Raw genomic sequence first — 25,783 nt, forward strand, 5'->3', positions numbered from 1 at the left:
GATGACAGATGACAAAGCAGTTAACAGTTGCTGTAGTTGGAGCAACAGGAGCAGTAGGCACAAAAATGATGGAACAACTAATTAAACGGAATTTTCCGATCGGAGATATTAAGTTTTTAGCTTCAGCACGTTCAGCAGGAAAACCAATCGAATTTAATGGAGAGACATATACAATTGAAGAAGCGACACCTGAAGCTTTTGAAGGCGTCAATGTCGCTTTATTCTCAGCTGGTGGTTCGGTATCAGCAGTGCTAGCGCCAGAAGCGGCAAAACGCGGTGCAGTAGTGATCGATAACACGAGCCATTTCCGCATGGATCCAGACGTACCATTAGTTGTTCCAGAAGTAAATCGAGGTGATCTTGCTAAGCATAAAGGGATTATTGCAAATCCAAACTGCTCTACGATTCAAATGATGGCTGCACTTGAACCTATTCGTCAAGCATTTGGCTTAACAAAAATTATTGTATCAACATATCAAGCAGTTTCAGGTGCAGGTGTTTCTGCTATTCAGGAATTAAAGGCACAAAGTGCAAATTGGGATGCAGGTAAGGATGTAGAAGCAAATATTTTACCTTCTGGTAGCGACAAACGTCATTATCCAATCGCTCGTAATGTCATTCCACAAATTGATAAATTTACAGACAATGGCTTTACATACGAAGAAATGAAAATGATTAATGAAACGAAGAAAATTATGCATTTACCAGAGCTAAAAGTAGCCGCAACTTGCGTTCGCGTGCCAGTCGTTTCAGGACACTCTGAATCTGTTTATCTTGAAGTAGAAAAAGAAGCAACAGTACAGGGAATTTTTGAAGTATTACGCAATGCGCCTGGTGTCGTATTACAAGATGATATCGCAACACAAACTTACCCAATGCCTATTTATGCAGAAGGGGAAGACGCTACTTTTGTAGGCCGTATCCGTCAAGATTTAGACAATAAAAAAGGATTCCACATATGGATCGTTTCTGACAATCTTTTGAAAGGCGCTGCATTGAACTCTATTCAAATTGCTGAAGCAATGCTAGAGGATAACTTACTATAAGAGGGGTGTAAGGATGAATTTAGGTCGAATTGGAACGGCGATGATTACGCCGTTCAAAGAAGATGGCACGATTAATTATCCAGAACTAGAACGTATTATTAATCATTTGATTAATAATGGTACAGATTGTATTGTCGCATGTGGCACAACCTCTGAAAATCCAACTATGTCCACAGAAGAAAAAATTGAAGTTGTACGCTTTACAGTAGAGAAAGTGGCAGGTCGTGTACCGGTTATTGCAGGTACAGGAGATAACGAAACGGCTTACTCTATAGCAATGACGCACAAGGCTGAAGAAAATGGCGCAAATGGTATCATGCTTGTAGCACCATATTATAATAAGCCAAATCAACGCGGTATTTTTGCGCATTTTGAAACGATTGCAAAAGAAACAAGTTTACCTGTCATGCTTTATAACGTGCCAGGACGTACAGGCGTCAATATTGCATATGAAACTTCTGTTGCTTTAAGTAGAATTTCTAATATTGCCTGGATAAAAGAAGCGAGTGGCAATTTAGATCAAATGGGCGATATTATTGAGAATGTTGATTCAGATGATAATTTCTTAGTGTATAGTGGGGATGATGGTTTAACACTCCCACTACTAGCAATCGGCGGAGCAGGAATTATTTCAGTTGCTGCCCATGTTGTAGGGAATGATATGCAATTAATGATTAAAGCGTTTGAAGAAGGAAATCACGAGCTAGCAGCCAAAATTCACCGAGCATTATTACCACTTGTACGTGCGTTGTTCGCACAGCCAAACCCATCGCCGGTAAAATACGCGATGACCAAATTAGGCTTTGATACACTTAATGTTCGTTTACCAATGATGGAAATGACAGATGAAGAAAAAGCAAACTTTGACCGAATTTGGGATACGTATCAAGAAAAAGCGAGAAGCTTTAGAGAAATAAGTACCTTTAGTTAATTTGTAATTAAAGCTAAATAGTAAATATCCTCAGACCGTAGACAAACTCGAAATTTTTAGTTTGTTTATGGTCTTTTTCTTTTGGATATTTCGTAGATGGGTGAGACACTTTCCCTAAAAAAATATAGAGTATCCGCCCAATTAGGATAACTGCTTAGGGATGACTGATATTCTCTCAGGTAGGAATCCAAAATCTATCAAGGTATTTGGATCTATTTTTATAGTCAACGATTTATTTATATGGAAGAAGAAAAAATATTACTGAAAAAGGCTTTAACCGCACTATATCCCAATCTACAAAAGCTCACTTCGCTTTTTTTATATAAAATTAAACCTTTCAAGATGCTACATCCTCCTACTACTTTCCATCTATTAGAAATAAAATTAGCAATAAATTTCTGTTTCTATCATGAAAGATGCATTTTTAATTTGTGAAAAACCTTTGCAAACCTTATAATAAATCTTAAGTGGTTGCTGTTCGGGATATTTTTTAGGAGGAAATAAATTGACAAAAAAGAGAAATGAACTAATTCGTATCATCCCACTTGGTGGCGTTGGCGAAATTGGGAAAGCAATGTACGTAGTAGAAATCGACGAAGAGCTATTTGTAGTGGATAGCGGTTTGATGTTCCCTGAAGATGAAATGCTGGGCATTGATATCGTAATTCCAGATATTACGTATTTAGAAGAAAATAAAGAGCGTGTGAAAGGGATTTTCTTAACACATGGTCATGAAGATGCAATTGGCTCAATTGCTTATGTATTACAAAAAGTGAAAGCACCAGTGTACGGATCAAAATTAACAATTGCACTTGCAAAGGAACATTTAAAGGAATTGCCTGCACCACATCAGGTGAAATTCTTTGAGGTTACGAACCGTAGTCGTATGAATTTTAACTCCACGTATGTGACATTCTTCCATACAACACATAGTATTCCCGATTCGTTAGGAGTAGTGTTCCATACATCTGAAGGAGCAATTGTTCATACAGGTGAGTTTAAATTCGATCAATCCGCGACAGGTAAATTTAAGCCTGATTTAGCAAAAATGGCTCAGCTAGGAGAAGAAGGCGTCTTTATGCTGCTATCTGAGTCGAGTGAAGCTGAGCGACCAGGTTATACGACATCTGAGATTGTGATTGAAGAGCAATTATCAAAAACATTCCATTCAGCACCAGGTCGTATTTTAGTTGCTGTTTATGCATCGAATTTTATTCGTATACAACAAGTATTGACACAAGCTCAAAAGTCGTTCCGTAAAGTAGTTATTGTAGGAAAACCTTTAGAAAAAGCTGTGGATTTAGGTGCAAATCTAGGTTACTTAACAGTAGAAGAAGATACAATCATCCCTATCTCAGAAATGCAAAAGTATCAAGATGATGAGATTATTATTATCGCTACAGGTAATAAAGGGGAGCCGCTTGATGCATTAGAGAAAATTGTTCGCAAACATCACCGAGACATTAAAATTAAAAAGAACGATACAGTATTAATTACATTCACACCGTCTCCTGGTATGGAAGTACAGATGGCAAATACGATGAACTCGATCGCAAAAGCAGGTGCTGAAATTCTCACATCAAGCAAAAATGTACATGTATCGGGTCACGGTAGCCAAGAAGATTTAAAGTTAATGCTAAACTTAATGCAACCAAAGTACTTTATCCCTGTGCAAGGTGAGTACCGCATGCTTATTGCTCACTCTAAGCTTGCTCAACAGCTAGGTATGCAAAAATCACAAATTTTTATCGCCGATAAAGGGGATATTGTAGAATATAAAAATGGTAAAATGCGAATGAGTGGCCGTGTACAAGCTGGTAATGTTTTAATAGACGGTATCGGTGTAGGTGATGTAGGGAACATAGTACTTCGCGATCGTAAGTTATTATCGCAGGATGGTATTTTCATTGTTGTCGTTACATTAAACCGTGCTCAAAAGAAAATTGCATCTGGTCCAGAAATTTTATCGCGTGGTTTTGTATATGTACGCGAATCGGAAGAATTAATGGTGGAAGCTTCTGATATTGCTAAAAATGTTATTGAAAAATATGTTGGTAAAGATACATTTGAATGGACAAACATTAAACAAGAAATTCGAGATACACTGAATACGTATTTATTCCAAAAAACGAAGCGCCGCCCAATGATTATCCCAATCATTATGGAATATTAAAAATGAAAGATCATCGTTGATTGAAAAAGGATTTTCTAACCGAATGTAAACGGTGGAAAATCCTTTTTTGCCTCAATTCGTAAAGTTAGGTATCGCATTTATTGTAATATATGCCATGTATAATAAGTTGATCTTCGTTACGGCTGGGCGACTCCTTGGGGATCAGCGGACGTCCTTAGGAAGCTTTGCTCTGCGTGAAAGCGAAGCGACAGCTACAAAGCGCCTAGCCGGAACGGAAATTACCACAACGTTATGGTGATGATTTTTTTGGAATAATCAAGTTCTACATGTTATTATTTGCTAAATATTAAAGAATGGATTGCAAAAGAAGGTGAAATAGATGGCGACTAGTAAGAAAAGAAAAGTCACGAAAGGAAAAGCGACGACAGAGAAAAAAGAAATGCATCCGCTTATGTATGAAATTTTAGGTCTTATCTTAATTGCATTTGCGGTTATTATGATTTTTGAATATGGCATGATTGGCCGTGTTTTACAAACGATTACGATGTTTCTTTTTGGGAATTTACATTTTGCTGTGCCTTTTATGCTTATTTTTGTTGCGGTGTTACTGATGATTGGGCGTAAAAAAATAAGCATTTATGATCGTGTCATATTAGGTATGCTCCTAATTGTTATGAGTTTAACAATTTTTAGTCATGGCATATTATTTGAACAATTATCAAAATCCGGTGGATTATTATCAGACTCTGTTTTGCGAGAATCTTGGCGAATTTTAATTAATTCTGAGGGTATCATCAATCGAAGTAATGCACTTGGCGGCGGAATGGTGGGTGCACTGTTATTTAGTGCGCTACATGTTTTATTTGAGGCGGCAGGTGCGAAAGTCGTTGCATGGGTTATTTTCTTTATCGGATTAATTTTAGTAACAGGAAAGGCACTTGTTCCATATTTAGCGAAAAAAATGCCCGACCTTTTTGGCAAATGGCAGAAGAAACATCGTGATAAGAAAAAGAATATGCCGAAAAAACCTACTAATCGCCGTTCAAAAGTAGAAAGAAAAGATGAAATTGCGGCCGTTGATCAGGAGCCTGAAGTACAAGAGGAAGAGGAGATTTCTCATGAGCCAATCATCTCTGCTTTTACTCAAAATGTGTCTCATGAACGAGAGTCATTTGCAATGGCAGAAAATGAAGACATTGAACATGGTGCGATTGTTGATGATGTTCATATTGAAGGCGCAGATGCTGTGGAAAATGCAGACTACCAACTTCCTTCTTACAATTTATTGCAATTACCGCCACAGCATGACCAAAGTGGCGAATATTCGGTCATACAGGCAAATGCGAAAAAGCTAGAACAAACGTTGCAAAGCTTTGGTGTAAAGGCAAAAGTTACACAGGTTCATTTAGGTCCGGCTGTAACAAAGTACGAGATATTACCGGATGTAGGTGTGAAAGTAAGTAAAATTGTAAACTTACAGGATGACCTTGCCTTAGCACTTGCTGCGAAGGATATTCGTATGGAAGCACCTATTCCTGGGAAGTCAGCGATTGGCATTGAAGTACCAAATAGTGAGGTAGCTATTGTTACACTCCGGGAAGTGTTAGAGTCTAAGGATGGTGCAAAGCCAGAAGCATTATTGCAAGTTGCATTTGGTCGTGATATTACTGGACAAGCAGTACTTGCTGAGCTCAATAAAATGCCACATTTACTTGTTGCGGGTTCGACGGGTAGTGGGAAAAGTGTGTGTATAAATGGTATTGTCGTATCAATCCTGATGCGTACAAAACCACATGAGGTTAAGCTGATGATGATTGACCCGAAAATGGTGGAGTTAAATGTTTATAACGGTATTCCACATCTACTGGCACCAGTTGTTACGGATGCACGTAAAGCGTCTCAGGCGTTGAAGAAAGTTGTGGCAGAAATGGAACGCCGCTACGATCTATTTTCACATACAGGTACCCGTAATATCGAAGGTTACAATAGTCATGTACAAAAAGTAAATGAGCAAACAGATGAAAAACACCCTAAATTACCTTATATTGTCGTAATTGTAGATGAGTTAGCAGACTTAATGATGGTTGCCTCAAGTGATGTAGAGGATTCTATTACACGTTTAGCACAAATGGCACGTGCAGCGGGGATTCATTTAATAATTGCGACTCAACGACCAAGTGTAGATGTGTTGACAGGTGTTATTAAAGCAAACATTCCTTCGCGCATTGCCTTTGCAGTGTCGTCTGCAATCGATTCTAGAACGATTTTAGATATGGGTGGAGCCGAGCGTTTACTCGGTCGAGGAGATATGCTGTTTTTACCAGCTGGTGCATCTAAACCAAAACGTGTGCAAGGTGCTTTTTTATCAGATCAGGAAGTTGAGTCAGTTGTTAACTTTGTTATAGAACAGCAAAAGGCACAATATCAGGAGGAAATGATTCCGACCGATGAAGAGACAATTTTAGAGGAAACGGATGAATTATTTGATGAGGCTGTACAGTTAGTTGTTAGTATGCAGACGGCATCTGTTTCGATGTTGCAACGCCGTTTCCGTATCGGTTATTCGAGAGCTGCTCGCATTGTCGATCAAATGGAACAACGCGGTATTGTCGGGCCTTCAGAGGGTAGTAAACCTCGACAAGTGCTCATTCATCAATACGATAATTAGTACCATAGTAACGTTAAAAAATTGAACAATGTTGTATACATCTAGTAGGCCCAAATTCATTTAAAAATTCGAAAGCAATTACATTAAGTGTAATTGCTTTCAGTCTATAAAAATGTTATATTTATGAACGATTAGTAGGAATGTTGTACATCAGATGTCTGATCTCTGATTTTGGTGGTGATATATGTGACTATTAAAGCAGATCATCGTCATCTCTATCTTCAAGTAATTGATCGTTTAAAGTCTGACATTGAAAAAGGCGTTTTTAAAGAAAATGAAAAACTGCCTTCAGAGTTTGAATTATCGAAATCACTAGGAGTCAGTCGAGCAACGCTTAGAGAAGCGCTACGACTGTTGGAAGAGGAAAATGTGATTGTGCGTCGACATGGGGTGGGCACATTTGTAAACCCTAAGCCGTTGTTTACATCAGGCATCGAGCATTTATCGAGCATTTCTTCTATGATCGAGGTGGCGGGTATGGAACCCGGTTCCCGCTTTTTAAAAGCGACGGAAAGCATACCTGCTGAGGAAGATTTAAAACGCTTCCAGTGTGATGGCGAGGATAAAATACTCACAATTGAACGTGTCAGAACAGCGGATGGTGAGCCGGTAGTTTACTGCATAGACAGATTACCAGCGAGCTTCCTGCCAACTGACTTTGTAGAAAAAAAAGAAGTTTCACTTTTCTCTGCACTTGAACAATCCGGTAAAATTCATGTTGCCTATGCTGTTACATATATTGATCCAATCGGGTACCATGAGCAAGCTTCACCGATTTTAAATTGCGGGCGTGAAACAGCTCTTTTAGTATTAAAGCAGTTGCATTACGATGATCACGATCAAGTAGTGCTGTATTCAAAAAATTATTTCCGAGCTGATAAATTCAGCTTCCATGTAGTTCGTAAACGGGTGTAGAACATTTCTAAATTTTTTTCCTGCTAATTACAATACCTTTGGGGGGTTAACAAAATGAAAAAACGTAAAATGGGCTTAGTATTATCATCAGTTTTAGCTGCAAGTGCAATCTTAGGTGCATGTGGTACGAAAGACGAAGAAAAACCTGCAAAAGAAAATGAAAACGCTTCATCTGGCGAAAGTAACAAAGAAGATGCGTTCTCAGTCGCAATGGTAACTGACGTAGGTGGCGTTGATGATAAATCATTCAACCAATCTGCTTGGGAAGGTGTTCAAGCTTACGGTAAAGAAAATAACCTAAAAGAAGGTAATGGCGGCTTCGCTTACTTACAATCAAAATCAGACGCTGACTATGAATCAAATTTAAACGCATTATTACGTCGTGACTTTAATTTAGTTTTTGGTATTGGTTATTTGATGGAAGATGCTATGACTGCAATAGCTGAAGAAAATCCAGATAAAAAGTTCGCAATCGTTGACGCTTCAGTAAAAGCAGACAACGTAGCATCTATTATGTTCAAAGAGCAAGAAGGTGCCTTCTTAGCTGGTGTAGCTGCTGCGAAAATGACTAAAACAGGAAAAATCGGCTTCGTTGGCGGAGGAGATATTCCTGTTATTAATCGCTTTGAAGCAGGCTTCGTTGAAGGGGCTAAAACAGTAAATCCGGATATTGATATTCAAAGTAGATATACTGGCGCATTTGATAAAGCTGATCTTGGTAAAATGACAGCTAACAGCATGTATTCTTCAGGCGTAGATATTATCTTCCACGCTGCTGGTGCAACTGGTAACGGTGTATTCTCTGAGGCAAAGGAACGTAAGAAAAAAGATCCTAAAGCAAATGTATGGGTAATTGGTGTAGATGCTGACCAATACGAAGAGGGTAAAGTAGATGATAAAACAAACGTTACTTTAACTTCTATGTTAAAAGGTGTTAACGCAGCAGTTATAGATATTTCAAATAAAGCTAAAAATGGTGAATTCCCTGGTGGCAAAACACTTACTTATGGTTTAGCTGAAGACGGCGTGAAACTTGCAGATTCTCGCGGTGCAATCCCAGCGGATGTTCAAACTGTCATTGATGAATATAAAGAAAAAATTGCTAAAGGTGAAATTAAAGTTCCGGAAAAAGTGAAAAAATAATTCATCTTTTGATCATCATAAGGGACTTTAAAAAGGCCCTTATGATGATTTTTCAATCTATCGTTATATTTCGACTATTTGTAATACTTTATTTGATTCTATTTATTTACCATAGAGGTAGTAATTTTTCTATGAGTTTATCGTAAGAATAGTAATGATGGGAACAAGTTAATAGAAGAAAGGTTTCTAACGATGGCCTTTCCTGTATTAATTTATCTTCATTCAGAAGAATATCTACCTCTATTAGTGGGACAAAATATGCGTGAATTTTTGTTAATAGGGTACATAATGCCACTGAGCGAAGATGAAACCTCTGGCTGAGGTCATTGCTGTCGATGTGAAAAAATGTTGACCTAACAGTGGCTACGGCTAGTATTATTAGTTTGTCTCAAACAAATCTAAATAGTCTCAAAAACTGGACGGATTATTTATCTGTGCGAAATCGGAGTGTTAACGATGCGTCGGCAACACATGTTTTCTGTAGCGAAAGTAAGGCGACGCCACAATTACGCCGAGGCGAAATTGATAAAAGTGCCTATTAAAGGAGTGACGAAATTGGAATACGTGATTGAGATGCTAGGAATCCGAAAAGAATTCGGTGATTTCGTGGCGAATAATAACATCACCCTTCAACTGAAAAAAGGCGAAATTCATGCATTACTAGGTGAAAATGGTGCAGGTAAATCGACTTTAATGAACGTCCTTTTTGGTTTGTATCAACCAGAGGGCGGCGAAATTCGAGTTCGTGGGAAGGCTGTTAAAATTACAAATCCGAATGTGGCCAATGATCTAGGGATTGGTATGGTGCATCAACACTTTATGTTGGTGGAAAATTTTACTGTAACAGAGAATATTATTTTAGGTTCTGAGCCTACTAAAATGGGTGTTATTAATATTAAAGATGCGGCAAAGAAAGTACAGGAACTTTCCGAAAAGTATGGTTTAGATGTTGATCCATATGCCAAAATCGAGAATATTACAGTAGGGATGCAACAGCGTGTTGAAATTTTAAAGACATTATACCGCGGTGCAGAAATTTTAATCTTTGACGAACCTACGGCATCTTTAACACCACAGGAGATTACAGAGCTTATTCAAATAATGCGCCGTTTAATTGCAGAGGGCAAATCCATTATTTTGATTACCCATAAGTTAAAAGAAATTATGGAAGTCTCTGACCGTGTGACGATTATCAGAAAAGGGGAAGGGATTGGAACAGTTACAACTGCTGAAACAAATCCTAACCAATTAGCTGAAATGATGGTTGGTCGCCAAGTCGAATTTAAAACAGAAAAAACAGAAGCAAATCCAACTGATGAAGTACTTGCAATTGAAAACTTGATTGTTACAGACTATCGTAATATCGATAAAGTAAAAGGGTTGAACTTAAAAGTACGTAAAGGTGAAATTGTTGGTATTGCGGGTATCGATGGAAACGGACAATCTGAGTTAATCGAGGCCATAACGGGTCTACGTAAAATTAAAAGTGGTAACGTTAGATTAAATGGCAAAGATATAACAAATATGAAACCTCGAAAAATTACGGAGGAAGGCGTTGGGCATATCCCACAAGACCGTCATAAACACGGTTTAGTATTAGATTTCCCAATTGGCCATAATATCGCACTGCAAACATATTACCAGTCTCCAATCGCTAAGGGCTTTGTTATGGACTACAAGAAAGTGTCTGAAAAAGCACGCCAAATTATTGAAGAATATGATGTTCGTACTGGTAATGGTGAAATGACACCGGCTCGTGCCCTTTCAGGTGGTAACCAGCAAAAAGCGATTATCGGTCGTGAAATTGATCGTAATCCTGATTTATTGATCGCAGCATTACCAACACGTGGTCTTGACGTAGGGGCAATTGAATTTATTCACGCACGCCTTATTGAGCAACGTGATAAAGGAAAAGCAGTACTGTTAATTTCATTTGAATTAGATGAAGTCATGAATGTTTCGGATCGTATCGCTGTTATTTATGATGGTCAAATTGTGGATGAGTTAAATCCAAAAGAAACAACAGAACAAGAGCTAGGCCTATTAATGGCAGGGCAAAGTAGTAAAAATAACATGAATGGTGCGAAGGAGGGGAACGACTAATGTCAAATCGTGTCATTAATATACTCGTTCCTATTATCTCTATCATTATCGGTTTAATTGTTGGTGCTATCGTTATGGTAGTTAGCGGCTATGACCCAGTACAAGGTTATAGCGCCCTATGGACAGGTATTTTTGGAGATTCATATTCAATTGGGAACACAATCCGTCAAATAACACCGTACATATTGGCGGGTCTTGCGGTAGCATTTGCCTTCCGCACAGGTTTATTCAACATCGGTGTTGAAGGTCAGCTAATTTTAGGTTGGCTAGCAGCAGCTTGGGTCGGATCTGCATTTGATCTACCTAAAATCATTCACTTACCATTAGCATTACTTGCTGCAGCAGCTGCAGGTGCATTTTGGGCCTTTATTGCAGGTTTCTTAAAAGCGAAATTTAAAGTTCACGAAGTTATTGCGACAATTATGTTAAACTACACTGCGCTTTATATTGCGAATGCGGTGATTAAAAACTTGTCTGACGGTGGCTTTAAAACAGAACGAGTTCATGAATCAGCTTCTTTACGTTCTCCGTTTTTAAGAGAGCTTACAGACAATTCAAGTCTTCACTATGGCATCATTGTTGCACTGTTAATGGTAATAGTTATGTGGTTCATTTTAGAAAAAACAACACGCGGATATGAGCTTAAAGCGGTAGGCTTTAATAAGCATGCTGCAGATTATGCTGGTATGAGCGTCAACAAAAACATTATTTTAGCTATGACGATTTCAGGTATGTTCGCAGGTCTTGGTGGTGCTATGGAGGCACTAGGTACTTTCGGAAACGCTTCTATTAAACCAGGCTTTACAGGTATTGGTTTCGATGGGATCGCTGTTGCCTTACTTGGTGCCAACACGCCACTAGGGGTAGTATTCGGGGCTTCATTATTTGGGTCACTTAAATACGGAGCGCTAAATATGCCGAATGCTGCAGGTATTCCAGAGGAAATCGTGTCGATTATTATCGCGTTAATTATTTTCTTCGTGGCATCAGGCTATATTATACGAGTAGCATTACAAAAGTTGAGCAAGAAAAAGGAGGGACAATAACATGGGCTTTTTAGAAATGTTATATTTCATCATCCCTTCGGCGATTCTTTATGCAACACCTTTAATTTTTACTGCAATCGGTGGTGTATTCTCTGAACGTTCTGGTGTAGTAAACATCGGATTAGAAGGTTTAATGATTGTTGGTGCATTTGTTGGTATTTATGTAAACTTAGAATATGCTTCAACATTCGGTTCAGCAACAATTTGGATGGCAATGCTGGCAGCTTTCATTATTGGGGGAATCTTTTCACTTCTTCATGCAGTTGCGTCTATTTCCTTCCGTGCCGATCAAACAGTATCGGGGGTTGCTATCAACTTATTAGGTTTAGCAGTATCCGTATTCTTGGTAAAAATGATTTATGATAAAGGTCAAACAGATATGATTGACCAAACCCATGCAATAAATCGTTTCGCTATCCCTTATTTAGAGGACATACCGTTCTTAGGTCCATTATTATTCCAAAATGTATACAGTACATCTATATTAGCTTTTGCAGTAGCTTTTGGGGCATGGTTTATCATTTATAAAACACCATTTGGATTACGTTTACGCGCTGTTGGTGAACATCCAATGGCTGCAGATACAATGGGTGTAAACGTTAATAGAATGCGCTATATTGCTGTTGTCATCTCTGGAGCATTAGGTGGTCTTGGTGGAGCAGTATACGCGCAATCAATAGCAGGCAATTTCTCACATGCAACAATTGCTGGTCAAGGCTTTATGGCCATTGCTGCAATGATTTTTGGGAAATGGCATCCGATCGGTGCATTAGGTGCAGCTTTATTCTTTGGAGTAGCACAAACATTAAGTGTTGCAGGAAGCACAATTCCTTACGTTCAAAACATTCCTGCTGTATACCTACAAATTTTACCGTACGTATTAACAATTCTTGCATTAGCAGGATTTATCGGTAAAGCAAATGCACCAAAAGCTAGTGGTCAACCTTATATTAAGGGGAAACGCTAAAAAACAATTGTTTACACGAAAGACTGGGCGAAAATGCTCAGTCTTTTTCCTTGTACATAGCTCAAGTGTTTGGGAAAATAATGGTTGTAGGTTGATCTTTATTTGCTAGTATAAACAGGTTCATCAACCAACCAAATGTAATTTCACACATTTCATATACATACTTTGGATTCTTTTTGCAATTATAGACAATAGACATGTATAGTATGTGTAGTACTTTGTTATATTAAGAAAGATAAGGAGGGTTCTATATATGTTTAAAACAATCCCTTTTGCAAAAGGTGTCAATTTGCATATTCGACAAACGACCCAATTTAAAACCGTAAATTTTTCAATTAAATGGAGAAGAGCATTAACGGCTACAAATGCGTCTGAACGCACAGTGTTAACAAATGTATTGCAACACAGCAATGCTAAATATAAGACAACAGCTGCATTCCGAGGTTTCTTGGATGACTTGTATGGCACAGTGCTTTATTTTGATACATCTAAACGTGGTAATGAGCATACAGTGCTGATGAATGTAGAAACCGTTAACGATCATTATTTGGCAAATACAAGTGTTTTAAACGAGGTACTTGGTTTATTGCATACAGCAATCTTTGAACCGAATATAGAAAACGGTGTATTTAAAGAATCGATTGTAGAGCGTGAAAAGAAAACAGTCATTCAACGTATCGAGTCTATTTTTGACGATAAATCTCGATTTGCGCAGCAACGTATTCAACAGATTTTACGTCCAAATGAACCGGCCTCTATTTCTGCTAACGGAACTGTTGAGGATATTCAAAAAATTACCCCTGCCTCATTGTTTGAAGCATATCAATCCATGCTTACTAACGATAAAATAGATATTTATGTCGCGGGTGATATCAATGAAGAAGAAATCGTAGCGAAACTAAAAGAAGCGCTACCATTTAATGATCGTACACCTGAAGAAGTTCCTGCTGTGCTTCCGCAACAGCATCCACAAAATGATTATGTACGTGAGCAACAAGATATGAAGCAAGGAAAGCTGCATATTGGCTTTAGTACACCAGTACGATTTGGTGACCCTGATTTCCCTAAAATGCAAATTTTTAACGGCGTGTTTGGGGGCTATCCTCATGCCAAATTATTTATGAATGTTCGTGAAAAGGAAAGTTTAGCTTACTATGCGTCTAGCTCCTATGCATCACATTATGGCTTAGTCTTTGTTGTGTCTGGGATTGAACCAAAGAATGAAGAAAAAGCGCTATCACTAATTAAAGAACAAATTTCTGTTATGCAAGCAGGCGACATTACTGATTTAGAATTAGAGCAAACAAAGGCAATGCTGACGAATCAGCTAAAAGAGTCATTGGATTCTGCCCGAGGACAAATAGAAATTTTTGACCAGTATAAAGATTTACCCGAGGAGTTCTCTGTTGAAGCTTGGGCAAATAAATGGAAAGCTGTAACGAGAGAAGATATCGTTGAAATGGCGAAGCAAATTCAGCTAGAAGCGGTCTATTTCTTATGTGGGAAGGAGCAAGCCGCACAATGAAGACAATTGAATTCAAACAATTAGATGAAACATTGTATTATGAAAAATTAGAGAATGGCTTAGATGTCTATATTTTACCGAAAAAGGGCTATTCCAAAACATATGTGACGTTCACAACTAAGTACGGTTCTGTTGATCGTACATTTGTGCCGCTTGGAGAGACGGAAAGCATTACAGTCCCAGATGGCATTGCTCACTTTTTAGAGCATAAAATGTTTGAAAAAGAAGATGGAGATGTATTTCAAAAGTTTAGTGAATTCGGCGCTTCAGCAAATGCCTTTACATCATTTACCCGTACGGCGTATTTATTTTCTTCGACGGACAATATTTATAAAAGCACAGAAACATTATTAAATTTTGTGCAAGAGCCTTACTTTACGGAAGCAACAGTGAATAAGGAAAAAGGCATTATTGGTCAGGAAATTACGATGTACGATGATCAGCCAGATTGGCGCTTGTATTTTGGTACGATCGAAAATATGTATCATAATCACCCAGTAAAAATTGATATCGCTGGGACAATCGAGACGATTGATGGCATTACTGCGGACCACTTATATACGTGCTACAATACGTTCTATCATCCGTCCAATATGTTATTGTTTGTTATTGGTGCTGTAGACCCTAATGAAATGATGACGTTTATTCGTGACAATCAAGGTAAAAAAGAATTCACTGAACCAACACCTATACAACGCTACTTTGATAAAGAACCGACTGAGGTTGCTATCAAAGAGCGTGAGTTGCGTATGGATGTACAAAAGCCAAAGATTTATATCGGCTTAAAAGCAAAAGAAACAAATCTTTCAGGTCGCGATATGTTAAAACATGAGCTATCTGTTCAAATTGCTCTTGAACTTATTTTCGGACGTACATCTGAATTTTATGAGCGCATCTATGAAAATGGCTTAATTGATGAAACGTATGCATTTGATTTCACGTTAGAAAATGGCTTTGGTTTTGCTATGATTGGCTCGGATTCTACAGAACCGGCTGCATTAGAGAAAGCTATTAAAGAAGAATTAGCAAAGTATGATGGAAATGCACACTTTGAAAGTGCCGATTTAGAACGAGTGAAACGTAAAAAAATTGGTTTCTTCCTACGTGCGCTGAACTCTATTGAATTTATCGCCAACCAATTTACACGTTATTCGTTTAATGAGATGAATTTATTCGATGTTGTACCTGTGCTAGAAGAATTAACGATTGAAGATTTGAAAAAAGCATTTTCTTCAATTCAAGGTGAATCTCAACAAACCGTCTTTAAAATTTTACCTACAGAGAAGGGTGAACAGTGAAAAAGTTTACCCTCGTATTAGGTGCATCAGGTGAGATTGGTCGTGCTATTTGTCAGAGTCTGGCAGAAGACGGCTGGTCCATCTACATACACTTTTCAAACAATGAAAAAGCGGCGCAGGCTTTATACCACTCTCTTTCAGAAAATTTCCCTGCACAGGAATTTATGCTTGTACAAGGAGATTTTTCGAAAGCATCTGGCGCACAATTACTAGCAGCGCAAATTTTTAATGTGCAAGCGATTGTCTTTGCAAATGGTCAGGCGCATTATTCTCTACTTGAAGATACTACTGTGGAGGATATGGATGCATTATGGCGTGTCCATGTGCAAAACCCAATGCGTCTGACGGCATTGCTGTCATCAAAGCTTCGTGCTCATGATGTCAGCTATGTACTTTTTATCGGTTCAATTTGGGGAGAGGCGGGATCGGCTGGTGAAGCTCTTTACGCAGCTGTGAAGGGTGCCCAACATGCTTTTGTAAAGTCATATGCGAAAGAAGCGGCACTGTCACGTATTCGTGTTAATGCCATTGCACCTGGCTTTATAAATACCTCGATGAACAGTCATTTAAGTGAAGAGGAGCTTGACTATATTTTAGAAGACATTCCGCTAGGGATAGCTGGACAAACAACGGATGTTGCTAAAATGGTGCGTTTTTACCTTTCTGGAAATGCAGATTATGTAACGGGACAAGTAATTCGATTAAACGGTGGTTGGTACATATAATGTTCTTTTTTTGCACATACTACATGTGTAAAGGAGGAGGAACAGTATGACTATCTTAGAGAACTGGCATAAATGGACATCGTTTTTAGGTCAAAATGTTATGCGAGCAGAATCTAGCGGTGTGCCATCGCAAATGATTCAACAAGCTGCTGTACAAATTGGAGAATATTTGGCGACAAATGTCGATCCTAAAAATGAACAAGAACGAGTGCTGTCGGATTTATGGGGCGTTGCCTCTGAAGAAGAAAAACACGCACTGGCGAATTGTGTCGTTAAACTTGTGCAAAATAAACCTGTACAGTAAAAAAAGAGGAGAGCGATCTCCTCTTTTTTTTCTATATAAAAAAGCAATTTCTGCATAGAAAAGGGAACGTATGTAAGCCTATTTAGGATGTTCAAAAAAAAAATAGTAAGTTTTTAAAAATAACGCTATAATTCCATGTATTCTAACTTTCCATTACATAAAAAATCAGCTATGATGGAACTTATAAGGGATTTTTTACGTTAACTAATAGGAAGGGAACGAGTGTGTTTGAGCGATTGGTACTTTGAATATGAAATTCAGGTGAATCGCCCTGGATTATTAGGAGATATTGCTTCACTTTTAGGGATGCTTCGTGTCAATATTATTTCAATAAATGGTGTCGATGAGGATCGACGTGGTATGTTAGTGCATACAGACAACGATGAGACAATTGAGCGTTTTCGTACAATTGTTTCGACAATGGAACATATTAACGTTACCAAATTTCGACAACCTAAACTCCGTGATCGTTTAGCTATAAGGCACGGTCATTATATTCCTCGAGATGCAGATGAAAAAAATACCTTCCGCTTCGTCCGAGATGAACTTGGTATTTTAGTTGACTTTATGGCTGAGTTATTTAAAAAAGAAGGACATAAGCTAATAGGAATACGTGGAATGCCTCGTGTTGGAAAAACTGAATCGATTGTAGCGGCTAGTGTATGTGCCAATAAAAAGTGGATTTTTTTATCATCTACAATGATTAAGCAGACTGTTCGCAATAAACTCGCTGGTGATGAATTCAGTGACAATAATATTTTTATATTAGATGGCATTGTAACACGTCGTTCATCTGATGAGCGTCATTTACAACTAGTGCGTGAAATGATGAATATGCCTTCCATAAAGGTCGTCGAGCATCCAGACATGTTTGTTCAGCATTCAGATTATAGGATAGAGGATTTTGATTATATCATTGAATTACGTCATCACCCAGATGAAGAAATTACGTATGAGATAATGGAAAAAAACCATATGATGTCCGAATCCAATTCATTTGGAGGATTTTAGGATTTAATTTTTAAATTGATGTTAAAGTAGGTGTTTTGAGTGGCAGAATTAGGGACTCGACTGAAAGAGGCGAGACTGTCTAAAGGCTACAGTTTAGACGATTTACAAGAAATAACGAAAATACAAAAGCGTTATTTAATAGGTATTGAAGAGGGCAATTATTCGATCATGCCTGGTTCATTTTATGTACGAGCTTTTATTAAACAATATGCTGACGCCGTTGGTTTGAACGCAGAGGAAATTTTAGAAACGTATAAAAATGAGCTGCCAGGTACTTCAAACAATCAAGTAAGCCAATCGATGACGAATAGTCCAAGTAGAAGAAAAATTTCAAAAGGCCCCTCTACTAAAATGATGGAGGCGATGCCGAAAATAATCGTTGGTTTATTTATCATTGTCATTATTGTAGTCATTTGGGTACTCATGCAGTCTAAAAATAGTGCAGTACCGAATGCTGTAGATGAGACGCCTCCAGAAATGCAATACGATACAAAAGCAAAACCAATAGATACAGAAAAAGAAAAAGAAAATAAAAAAGCTCAATCAAATGACAAACAAGAATCAACAGATTCAGATTCAGATTCAGAAAAGGAAACACCTGACGAAACTGAAAAGGTTAAGCAATCGATTTCAGCGGGGACTGTTGAAGCGGATGGTGCTACAACTTCATATACGTTAACAGATGCAGATACATTTAAAATACGTATCGAAGTATCAGGTCCTACATTTATCGGTATTCGAAACCAACAGCAACAAGAAATACTAACAGATACTCGTGTATATAATGCAGGAGAAGTAGTAGAATTTGACGCAACATCTCAAAATTATGCTCGTATCCGTTTAGGTAATTCAACGCAGGCTAAGGTATACATTAATGACGAGCCTTTAACGTATGCACAGCAAGTTGTAACGCAAAACATCGTCATCAATTTCAATAAAGAATAGTAGTCATCTAGTGATGACTACTTTCTTTCATCATGAAAGGTGTTAGAAAAATGAACATTCCAAATAAAATTACCATCTCTCGAATCTTACTTATTCCGTTCTTTGTCATTGTTATGATGTTTGATTTTGGCTGGGGAACAATGTCACTATTCGGTGCGGATATGCCTGTTCATCATTTTGTAGGTGCACTTATTTTTATTTTTGCTTCAGCGACTGATTGGGTGGATGGTTATTACGCACGTAAGTATAATCTTGTGACAACATTTGGTAAGTTTTTGGATCCGCTTGCTGACAAATTACTAGTTTCAGCAGCTTTTATTTTAATGATAGAGCTAGATATGGCGGATGCCTGGATCATTATTATCATTATTAGCCGTGAGTTTGCAGTAACTGGTCTTCGTTTAATATTGGCAGGTGAAGGAGAAGTTGTTGCGGCAAACCAGCTTGGTAAAATTAAAACGTGGGCCCAAATAGTGGCCATCGGAGCAGCACTTTTACACAATACAATCTTTACACTTATTGGTATTCCATTTGATGCAATTATGCTATATATTGCATTGTTCTTTACACTATGGTCAGGATGGGATTATTTCTATTTAAACCGACGTGCCTTACTTGATTCTAAATAAGAGAGGTCTTGAGGATCATGAATGCTGAAATTCTTGCAGTTGGCTCAGAGTTATTGCTTGGTCAGATTGCGAACACAAATGCAAAGTTTATTTCTAGTCAGTTGTCCGAATTAGGGATAAATGTGTATTATCACACTGTAGTTGGAGATAATGCACAACGTTTAGAAGAAGCTATTTCCATTGCAGAGACTCGTGCTGATTTAATCATTTTTTCTGGTGGGCTTGGACCTACAAAGGATGATTTAACAAAGGAAACGATTGCTCGTCATCTTGGCGTTACTCTTGAATTTGACGATATCGCGCTGACATATATTGAGCAATTTTTTGCGAAGCGAGGCCGTCCAATGACGGACAATAATCGTAAGCAGGCTTTAATATTAGCAGGTAGTGAGGTGCTTGCAAACCATCATGGTATGGCACCTGGTATGATACTAACGAAAGATGAGCGTACTTATATTTTGCTTCCGGGGCCACCTAAGGAGCTTGAGCCGATGTTCCAGTTTGAAGCAAAGCCAAAGCTTAGTGCGATGTTAAATGCTGGAGGGGTTATACTATCGCATGTTATGCGTTTTTATGGCATTGGAGAGGCAGAGCTTGAAGTACGTGTCCAAGCTATTTTAGATTCGCAAACAAACCCAACTGTTGCGCCACTTGCTTCTGACGGCGAAGTTACACTGCGTGTGACTGCCAAGGCAGAAACGGAGCAAGAAGCACAGCAGCTTATTGCTGCAAAGGTAGCAGAGATCCAAGCGCTTGTAGGTGACTATCAATACGGTATAGATGATGATTCTCTAGCCTCTAAAACAGTAGAAATATTACTAGATAATCAGTTAACAATTTCTGCGGCAGAAAGTTTAACAGCGGGATTATTTCAATCTGAACTTGCAGAAATACCAGGTGTTGGGGATGCCCTAGTTGGTGGCGTTGTTACGTATACAGAAGAGGCTAAAATAAAGCAACTCGGTATTTCTAAAGAATTATTAACTACACACGGGATTGTAAGCAGTGAATGTGCAGCAGCTATGGCTAGCGCTGTACGTGAAAAATTTGATACTAATATTGGTATTGGATTAACAGGTGCAGCAGGTCCTACAGCCCATGATCATCAACCAGTGGGGACGGTTTGGATTGGTATCGCAATTGGTGATGAGAAACCGATCACGTACTTACTTCATTTATCGGGCATGCGTAATACAAATCGACTACGTGCTGCGAAATTTACTTGTCATTATTTAATGCAGCTTTTAGAAGAAAGAGGCTTTAAAAAACGTTAATCAATTTGCCCCGGCATAATATAGGTTCATCACCAAAAGTTGCGGATGACTTTTGTTAAAACGTCTACTATGTAAATAAGTTGATTGGAGTGGAGACTGGACGCCCCTAGGAAAGCGCCCAGCCGGAACGGAAATCAACCACACGTTTTGGTGATGGTCCATAATATAGTTGAAAATAGAAATTTGGGTGATGGAAAGTTACCCAAATTTTTATTTTGAAGAAAAACGAATAAACGTTCGCTTTTTTCTTGCGTCTTCTCTTAAAAACAAGTATAGTAGAGATAGAGAAAAACAGTGAACAGTTTTCGAAGGAGGAAAATGAATGAGTGATCGTAAAGCAGCCTTAGAACAGGCGTTAAAACAAATTGAAAAGAACTTTGGTAAAGGTTCTATCATGAAACTTGGCGAAAAGACGGATTTAGAAATTGCTACATCTTCAAGTGGTTCGCTAGCACTTGATGCTGCATTAGGTGTAGGTGGTTATCCACGTGGACGTATTATTGAAGTATACGGCCCTGAATCATCAGGTAAAACAACGGTTGCGCTTCATGCCATTGCAGAGGTTCAGGCAAATGGTGGACAAGCAGCGTTTATCGATGCTGAGCATGCATTAGATCCAATATATGCACAAAAATTGGGTGTCAATATTGATGAGCTTCTATTATCTCAACCAGATACAGGAGAACAAGCGCTTGAAATTGCAGAGGCATTAGTACGTAGTGGCGCAATCGATATTATCGTTATAGACTCAGTAGCAGCATTAGTTCCGAAAGCGGAAATCGAAGGAGATATGGGTGACTCGCATGTTGGTTTACAAGCGCGTTTAATGTCTCAGGCTTTACGTAAACTTTCAGGTGCTATTAATAAATCAAAAACAATTGCTATCTTCATTAACCAAATACGTGAAAAAATCGGTGTTATGTTCGGAAACCCAGAAACAACGCCTGGTGGTCGTGCACTTAAATTCTACAGCTCTGTTCGCTTAGAAGTACGTCGTGCAGAAGCCATTAAACAAGGCAATGACATTATGGGTAACCGTACTAAAATTAAAATTGTGAAAAACAAAGTAGCGCCACCATTCCGTACAGCTGAAGTTGATATTATGTACGGTGAAGGAATTTCAAAAGAGGGCGAAACAGTCGATTTAGGTGTTGAACTAGACATCGTTCAAAAGAGCGGTTCTTGGTATGCTTACGGTGATGAGCGCCTAGGACAAGGCCGTGAAAATGCTAAACAATATTTAAAAGAAAATCCAGCAGTGCTTGACGACATCGCAAATAAAATCCGTGCTTCTTACGGTATTGCATCATCATCTTATACAATTGCTGCGCATGATGATGAGGAAGAAATGGATGATGAATTAAAGCTTCTTCTTGAAGATGAATAATATAAATGCATTGTTCCCACTCTTTATAGTGGGAGCAATGCATTTTTTATTGTTAAGAAAACTATAGATTTTTTGCCTGTGGATAAACTAAAGCATAGTCGGTGTCTAGGCTAAAGCGTTACATCCTCGAGGTCGCTTCGATTCCTCGTGCAAAATTGGTGGAGCGTTTACGTTTGCTTTGGACTCTTCAGCGCTTGTCAGATGTAACCGAGCGCTTAGTACATTTGTTCTTTACACAAACTGGGGAATGTGGTTGTATAATATTTGTTAGGATATCCATATATTTAATGATGAAGGCAATTGCCAGAGCAATGAGTCGGCAATAGGAAGAGGTACCGAAGGATAGAATCAAAGAAGTGATAGATTGAACGTCATAAAGGGAAGTGGGGATCATATTTTCCTCACCGTAAATTGATATAGCATCGGGAATAAATAGTTTCCACCAAAAGAAAATAATACTTCCTAAGTACTGCTTCTACGTATGAATATGAAAAGTTAAATTGAACGTTAGTGTATAAGTAATAGGTAATTAATTCTCATAATGGATATGCCTGACTTTTTTTCTTTTGAAAGGCGAACAGATGCCCGACTATCCTTGACAGAGCTTGAGGCTAGCTATACAATTAAATATGTATAATTTCTGAATTATGACTTTAAATAGGCAGTACATTACATTTTGACTTCATTTTGGAAGGGCTTTTAAAGATCTCGTAAATGAAGTTGAAGCCACTGGCAAATGGCAAGATTTTGAACAGACAATGATGCATAAGAATGTTCGCCTTAAACCTTCGCATCCTGCGAAAACGGCTAACTAATTTGCATAGGTAAAACACCACGTCTAGTGACTTTACCGAATGACCGACATCGTTTCGGTCCTCGTGCATACTTGAACACAATTCAAAATCCGAGACATAATTATGCCAAGGTGAAATGAATGTATGCGCCGACTGAAACTGTATTACCCAAATAGCAAGAGGAGGTGTTCATATGGATGCAATTACTATCATCTCCGCTTTGCTTGGACTCATCGTTGGTGCCGCTGTTAGCTATATCTACATGAAAAAAGTGAATGACTCAAAAATCACTGGTGCTAAACATGTCGCTGAAACAATCGTTGAAGAAGGAAAACGAGAAGCGGAGGCATTGAAGAAAGAAGCACTACTTGAAGCCAAAGATGAAACTCACAAATTTCGTACTGAAGCAGAAAATGACATTCGTGAACGTCGTTCTGAGCTTCAGAAACAAGAGAACCGTTTATTGCAAAGAGAAGAGAATCTTGATCGCAAAGATGATGCTCTAAATAAGAGAGAAGCAGGTTTAGAGCGTAAAGAACAAGCTCTAAGCGAAAGACAACAGCATATTGAACAGATGGAAAGCAAAGTGGACGAGCTCGTTGCCTCGCAAAAAACAGAGCTAGAAAGAGTTTCGGCTTTAACTAGAGATGAAGCAAAAGCTATTATCTTAGGAGAAGTAGAAAAAGAGCTAGCAACTGATATTGCTGTGATGACGAAGGAAGCTGAGACACGTGCGAAGGAAGAGTCAGATAAAAAAGCGCGTGAAATTTTATCACTGGCACTGCAGCGTTTTGCAGCAGATCACGTTGCAGAAACAACAGTATCTGTCGTGAACTTGCCAAATGATGAAATGAAAGGTCGTATTATTGGTCGTGAAGGTCGTAATATTCGAACTTTGGAAACGTTAACAGGTATAGATTTAATTATTGATGATACTCCAGAGGCAGTTATTTTATCAGGCTTTGATCCAATTCGTCGTGAAACGGCTCGACTTGCACTTGAAAAACTTGTACAGGATGGCCGCATTCACCCTGCTCGAATTGAGGAAATGGTGGAAAAAGCTCGTCGTGAAGTGGATGAACAAATCCGCGAAACAGGAGAGCAAACAACATTTGAAATTGGCATTCATAACTTACATCCAGATTTAATGAAGATTTTAGGCCGCATGAAATACCGTACAAGCTATGGACAAAACGTCCTAAAACATTCAATTGAAGTCGCATATTTAGCAGGCTTACTTGCTGCTGAACTTGGTGAAGATGTAGCATTAGCTCGCCGTGCAGGCTTATTACATGATATTGGTAAAGCAATTGACCATGAAGTTGAAGGTAGCCACGTCGAAATCGGTGTGGAATTAGCTACAAAATACAAAGAACATCCGGTCGTTATAAACAGTATTGCTTCTCACCATGGTGATACAGAAGCAACATCTGTTATTGCCGTATTAGTAGCTGCAGCTGATGCGTTATCAGCAGCTCGTCCAGGTGCTCGAAGTGAGACGCTTGAAAACTATATCCGTAGACTAGAAAAGTTAGAGGAAATTTCCGAAAGCTATGATGGTGTAGAAAAATCCTTTGCAATTCAAGCTGGTCGTGAAATCCGTATTATCGTACAACCTGAAAAAATTGATGACTTGGCTTCACATCGCTTAGCGAGAGATATCCGTAAGCGAATTGAAGAAGAACTTGATTACCCAGGCCATATTAAAGTAACGGTTATTCGTGAAACACGTGCCGTAGAATACGCAAAATAATTGTCATACAAAAAACGTCTTTTACTCAAAATAGAGTAAAAGACGTTTTTTTATAGTTAAGAAAACTATAGATTTTTTGCCTGTACATAAACTAAAGCGACCTCGAGGATCTTGGCTAAAGCGCCACAACCTCGAGGTCGCTTCGTTTCCTCGGGCAAAAGTGGTGGAGCGTTTACTTTTGCTTCGGCCTCTCCAGCGCTTTTGCGCATTTTTCTTAACTTGGTTGTATGTAGCTACTGTCATATTTATCGTGAAAATAGGCATATATACAATAAGTACCTTTATTTATCAGCAATAAAATTGCTACTTATAAAATTTAAATTGGTGAAAAACAGTTAGGTGATGAATTGGAATAGGGGGATGATAGAGCATGGTTGATACTCACAGTCATTTATTATACGGAGTTGACGATGGACCACAACAACTTTCAGAGTCATTGCAATTACTAGAACATGCTGTGATGCAAGGTATAACAGCCATTATTACTACCCCTCATGCCAAGCACCCAATGTACGATGTGCCATATGAAAATGTATTACATCAAGTACATACTTTACAGCTAGAAATAGAAAAAAGAGCATGGCCAATTAAACTATTTCCTGGACATGAAGTGCGCATCAATGAAAATATTTTAGAGTGTATCAAATCTAAACAGCTTCATACGTTGGCAAGCTCAAACTATCTATTACTGGAATTACCTTCGGAAAAGATCCCTTTCTATTGTAAAGAAATTATTAGGTTATTAGTAGCGTCAGGTATTACACCAATTATTGCACATCCTGAGCGAAATGCAGCTATTCGACAAAATGTAGCACTCCTTGAACAATTCATTCGTGATGGGGCATTAGCACAAATTACGGCAGGTAGCATTGCGGGGCATTTTGGCAAAAAAATTCAACAATTTGCAATGGATTTAATAGAAGCAAGACTTGTTCAGACGTATGGTTCAGACGTCCATAATATATCTACATTACCATTACTTTTCGAAGCTGGGTTAGATTACTTGGAGAAAATGAAACAGCTGGATATGGTCGACCTTTTCCTTGAAAACAATGAACGTATTTTAGAAAATAAGCAGCTATTAATTGCGGAGCCAATCGTAATAAGTGAAAGAAAATGGTGGCATCTTTTCACAAAATAACAGACGAAATGAAGCTATAGTGAGGGTGATGAAAGTGCGGTTTT

The 25,783-nt window shown here is 38.4% G+C and carries 20 protein-coding genes; all 20 read left to right on the forward strand.

The window, feature by feature from the left end; all coding sequences use genetic code 11:
- Positions 1–8: 8 nt before the first annotated feature.
- The 20 genes from AC3WSO_RS06455 (at position 9) to AC3WSO_RS06550 (ending at position 25,739) form a co-directional block, all read left to right on the forward strand.
- Positions 9–1,046 carry an aspartate-semialdehyde dehydrogenase gene (locus tag AC3WSO_RS06455; protein ID WP_492529665.1) on the forward strand — a complete coding sequence of 346 codons (1,038 nt, stop codon included), beginning with the start codon at positions 9–11 and terminating at the stop codon, positions 1,044–1,046.
- A gap of 13 nt (positions 1,047–1,059) precedes the next feature.
- Complete coding sequence (gene dapA, locus AC3WSO_RS06460; RefSeq protein WP_492529667.1) at positions 1,060–1,977, forward strand: 4-hydroxy-tetrahydrodipicolinate synthase; 918 nt, start codon at positions 1,060–1,062, stop codon at positions 1,975–1,977.
- 505 nt (positions 1,978–2,482) lie between these two features.
- A complete protein-coding gene (locus AC3WSO_RS06465; RefSeq protein ID WP_492529669.1) occupies positions 2,483–4,150 on the forward strand; it encodes a ribonuclease J in 1,668 nt (555 codons plus the stop codon).
- A gap of 340 nt (positions 4,151–4,490) precedes the next feature.
- Positions 4,491–6,779 (forward strand): FtsK/SpoIIIE family DNA translocase, encoded by a 2,289-nt coding sequence (locus AC3WSO_RS06470; RefSeq protein WP_492529671.1) that lies wholly within the window; start codon positions 4,491–4,493, stop codon positions 6,777–6,779.
- A 186-nt stretch (positions 6,780–6,965) separates the two neighbouring features.
- Complete coding sequence (locus AC3WSO_RS06475; protein WP_492529673.1) at positions 6,966–7,694, forward strand: GntR family transcriptional regulator; 729 nt, start codon at positions 6,966–6,968, stop codon at positions 7,692–7,694.
- 54 nt (positions 7,695–7,748) lie between these two features.
- Positions 7,749–8,837 (forward strand): BMP family lipoprotein, encoded by a 1,089-nt coding sequence (locus tag AC3WSO_RS06480; protein ID WP_492529675.1) that lies wholly within the window; start codon positions 7,749–7,751, stop codon positions 8,835–8,837.
- Between the two features lie 555 nt (positions 8,838–9,392).
- Positions 9,393–10,940 carry an ABC transporter ATP-binding protein gene (locus tag AC3WSO_RS06485; RefSeq protein ID WP_492529677.1) on the forward strand — a complete coding sequence of 516 codons (1,548 nt, stop codon included), beginning with the start codon at positions 9,393–9,395 and terminating at the stop codon, positions 10,938–10,940.
- Positions 10,940–11,986, forward strand: a complete 1,047-nt coding sequence (locus AC3WSO_RS06490; RefSeq protein ID WP_492529679.1) for an ABC transporter permease — start codon at positions 10,940–10,942, stop codon at positions 11,984–11,986. Before AC3WSO_RS06485 ends, AC3WSO_RS06490 begins: the two co-directional genes overlap by 1 nt.
- A 1-nt stretch (position 11,987) precedes the next feature.
- Positions 11,988–12,953: an ABC transporter permease gene (locus tag AC3WSO_RS06495; protein ID WP_492529681.1), complete on the forward strand. Its 966-nt coding sequence runs from the start codon at positions 11,988–11,990 to the stop codon at positions 12,951–12,953.
- Positions 12,954–13,206: 253 nt separating this feature from the next.
- On the forward strand, positions 13,207–14,478 hold the full coding sequence (gene yfmF / locus AC3WSO_RS06500; protein WP_492529683.1) for an EF-P 5-aminopentanol modification-associated protein YfmF: 1,272 nt from the start codon (positions 13,207–13,209) through the stop codon (positions 14,476–14,478).
- Positions 14,475–15,776, forward strand: coding sequence for an EF-P 5-aminopentanol modification-associated protein YfmH (gene yfmH / locus AC3WSO_RS06505; protein ID WP_492529685.1), 1,302 nt, complete (start codon positions 14,475–14,477; stop codon positions 15,774–15,776). The genes yfmF and yfmH overlap by 4 nt, the downstream gene beginning before the upstream one ends.
- Complete coding sequence (ymfI, locus tag AC3WSO_RS06510) at positions 15,773–16,501, forward strand: elongation factor P 5-aminopentanone reductase (protein ID WP_492529687.1); 729 nt, start codon at positions 15,773–15,775, stop codon at positions 16,499–16,501. The genes yfmH and ymfI overlap by 4 nt, the downstream gene beginning before the upstream one ends.
- Positions 16,502–16,547: 46 nt before the next feature.
- The gene (locus AC3WSO_RS06515) at positions 16,548–16,805 is read left to right on the forward strand and encodes a DUF3243 domain-containing protein (protein ID WP_079560524.1); all 258 of its coding nucleotides are present in this window, start codon (positions 16,548–16,550) and stop codon (positions 16,803–16,805) included.
- A 228-nt stretch (positions 16,806–17,033) separates the two neighbouring features.
- On the forward strand, positions 17,034–17,816 hold the full coding sequence (locus AC3WSO_RS06520; protein WP_197141989.1) for a DUF3388 domain-containing protein: 783 nt from the start codon (positions 17,034–17,036) through the stop codon (positions 17,814–17,816).
- A gap of 39 nt (positions 17,817–17,855) precedes the next feature.
- The gene (locus AC3WSO_RS06525; protein ID WP_492529689.1) at positions 17,856–18,761 is read left to right on the forward strand and encodes a helix-turn-helix domain-containing protein; all 906 of its coding nucleotides are present in this window, start codon (positions 17,856–17,858) and stop codon (positions 18,759–18,761) included.
- 50 nt (positions 18,762–18,811) lie between these two features.
- On the forward strand, positions 18,812–19,390 hold the full coding sequence (gene pgsA, locus AC3WSO_RS06530) for a CDP-diacylglycerol--glycerol-3-phosphate 3-phosphatidyltransferase (RefSeq protein ID WP_492529691.1): 579 nt from the start codon (positions 18,812–18,814) through the stop codon (positions 19,388–19,390).
- A gap of 17 nt (positions 19,391–19,407) precedes the next feature.
- A complete protein-coding gene (locus tag AC3WSO_RS06535; RefSeq protein ID WP_492529693.1) occupies positions 19,408–20,664 on the forward strand; it encodes a competence/damage-inducible protein A in 1,257 nt (418 codons plus the stop codon).
- A 322-nt stretch (positions 20,665–20,986) separates the two neighbouring features.
- Positions 20,987–22,051, forward strand: coding sequence for a recombinase RecA (gene recA, locus AC3WSO_RS06540; RefSeq protein WP_492529695.1), 1,065 nt, complete (start codon positions 20,987–20,989; stop codon positions 22,049–22,051).
- 987 nt (positions 22,052–23,038) lie between these two features.
- Positions 23,039–24,598, forward strand: coding sequence for a ribonuclease Y (gene rny / locus AC3WSO_RS06545; protein ID WP_492529697.1), 1,560 nt, complete (start codon positions 23,039–23,041; stop codon positions 24,596–24,598).
- Between the two features lie 370 nt (positions 24,599–24,968).
- Positions 24,969–25,739: a tyrosine-protein phosphatase gene (locus tag AC3WSO_RS06550; protein WP_492529699.1), complete on the forward strand. Its 771-nt coding sequence runs from the start codon at positions 24,969–24,971 to the stop codon at positions 25,737–25,739.
- Positions 25,740–25,783 lie beyond the last annotated feature (44 nt).

Source organism: Lysinibacillus sp. EB106-09-02-XG168 (assembly GCF_058791475.1).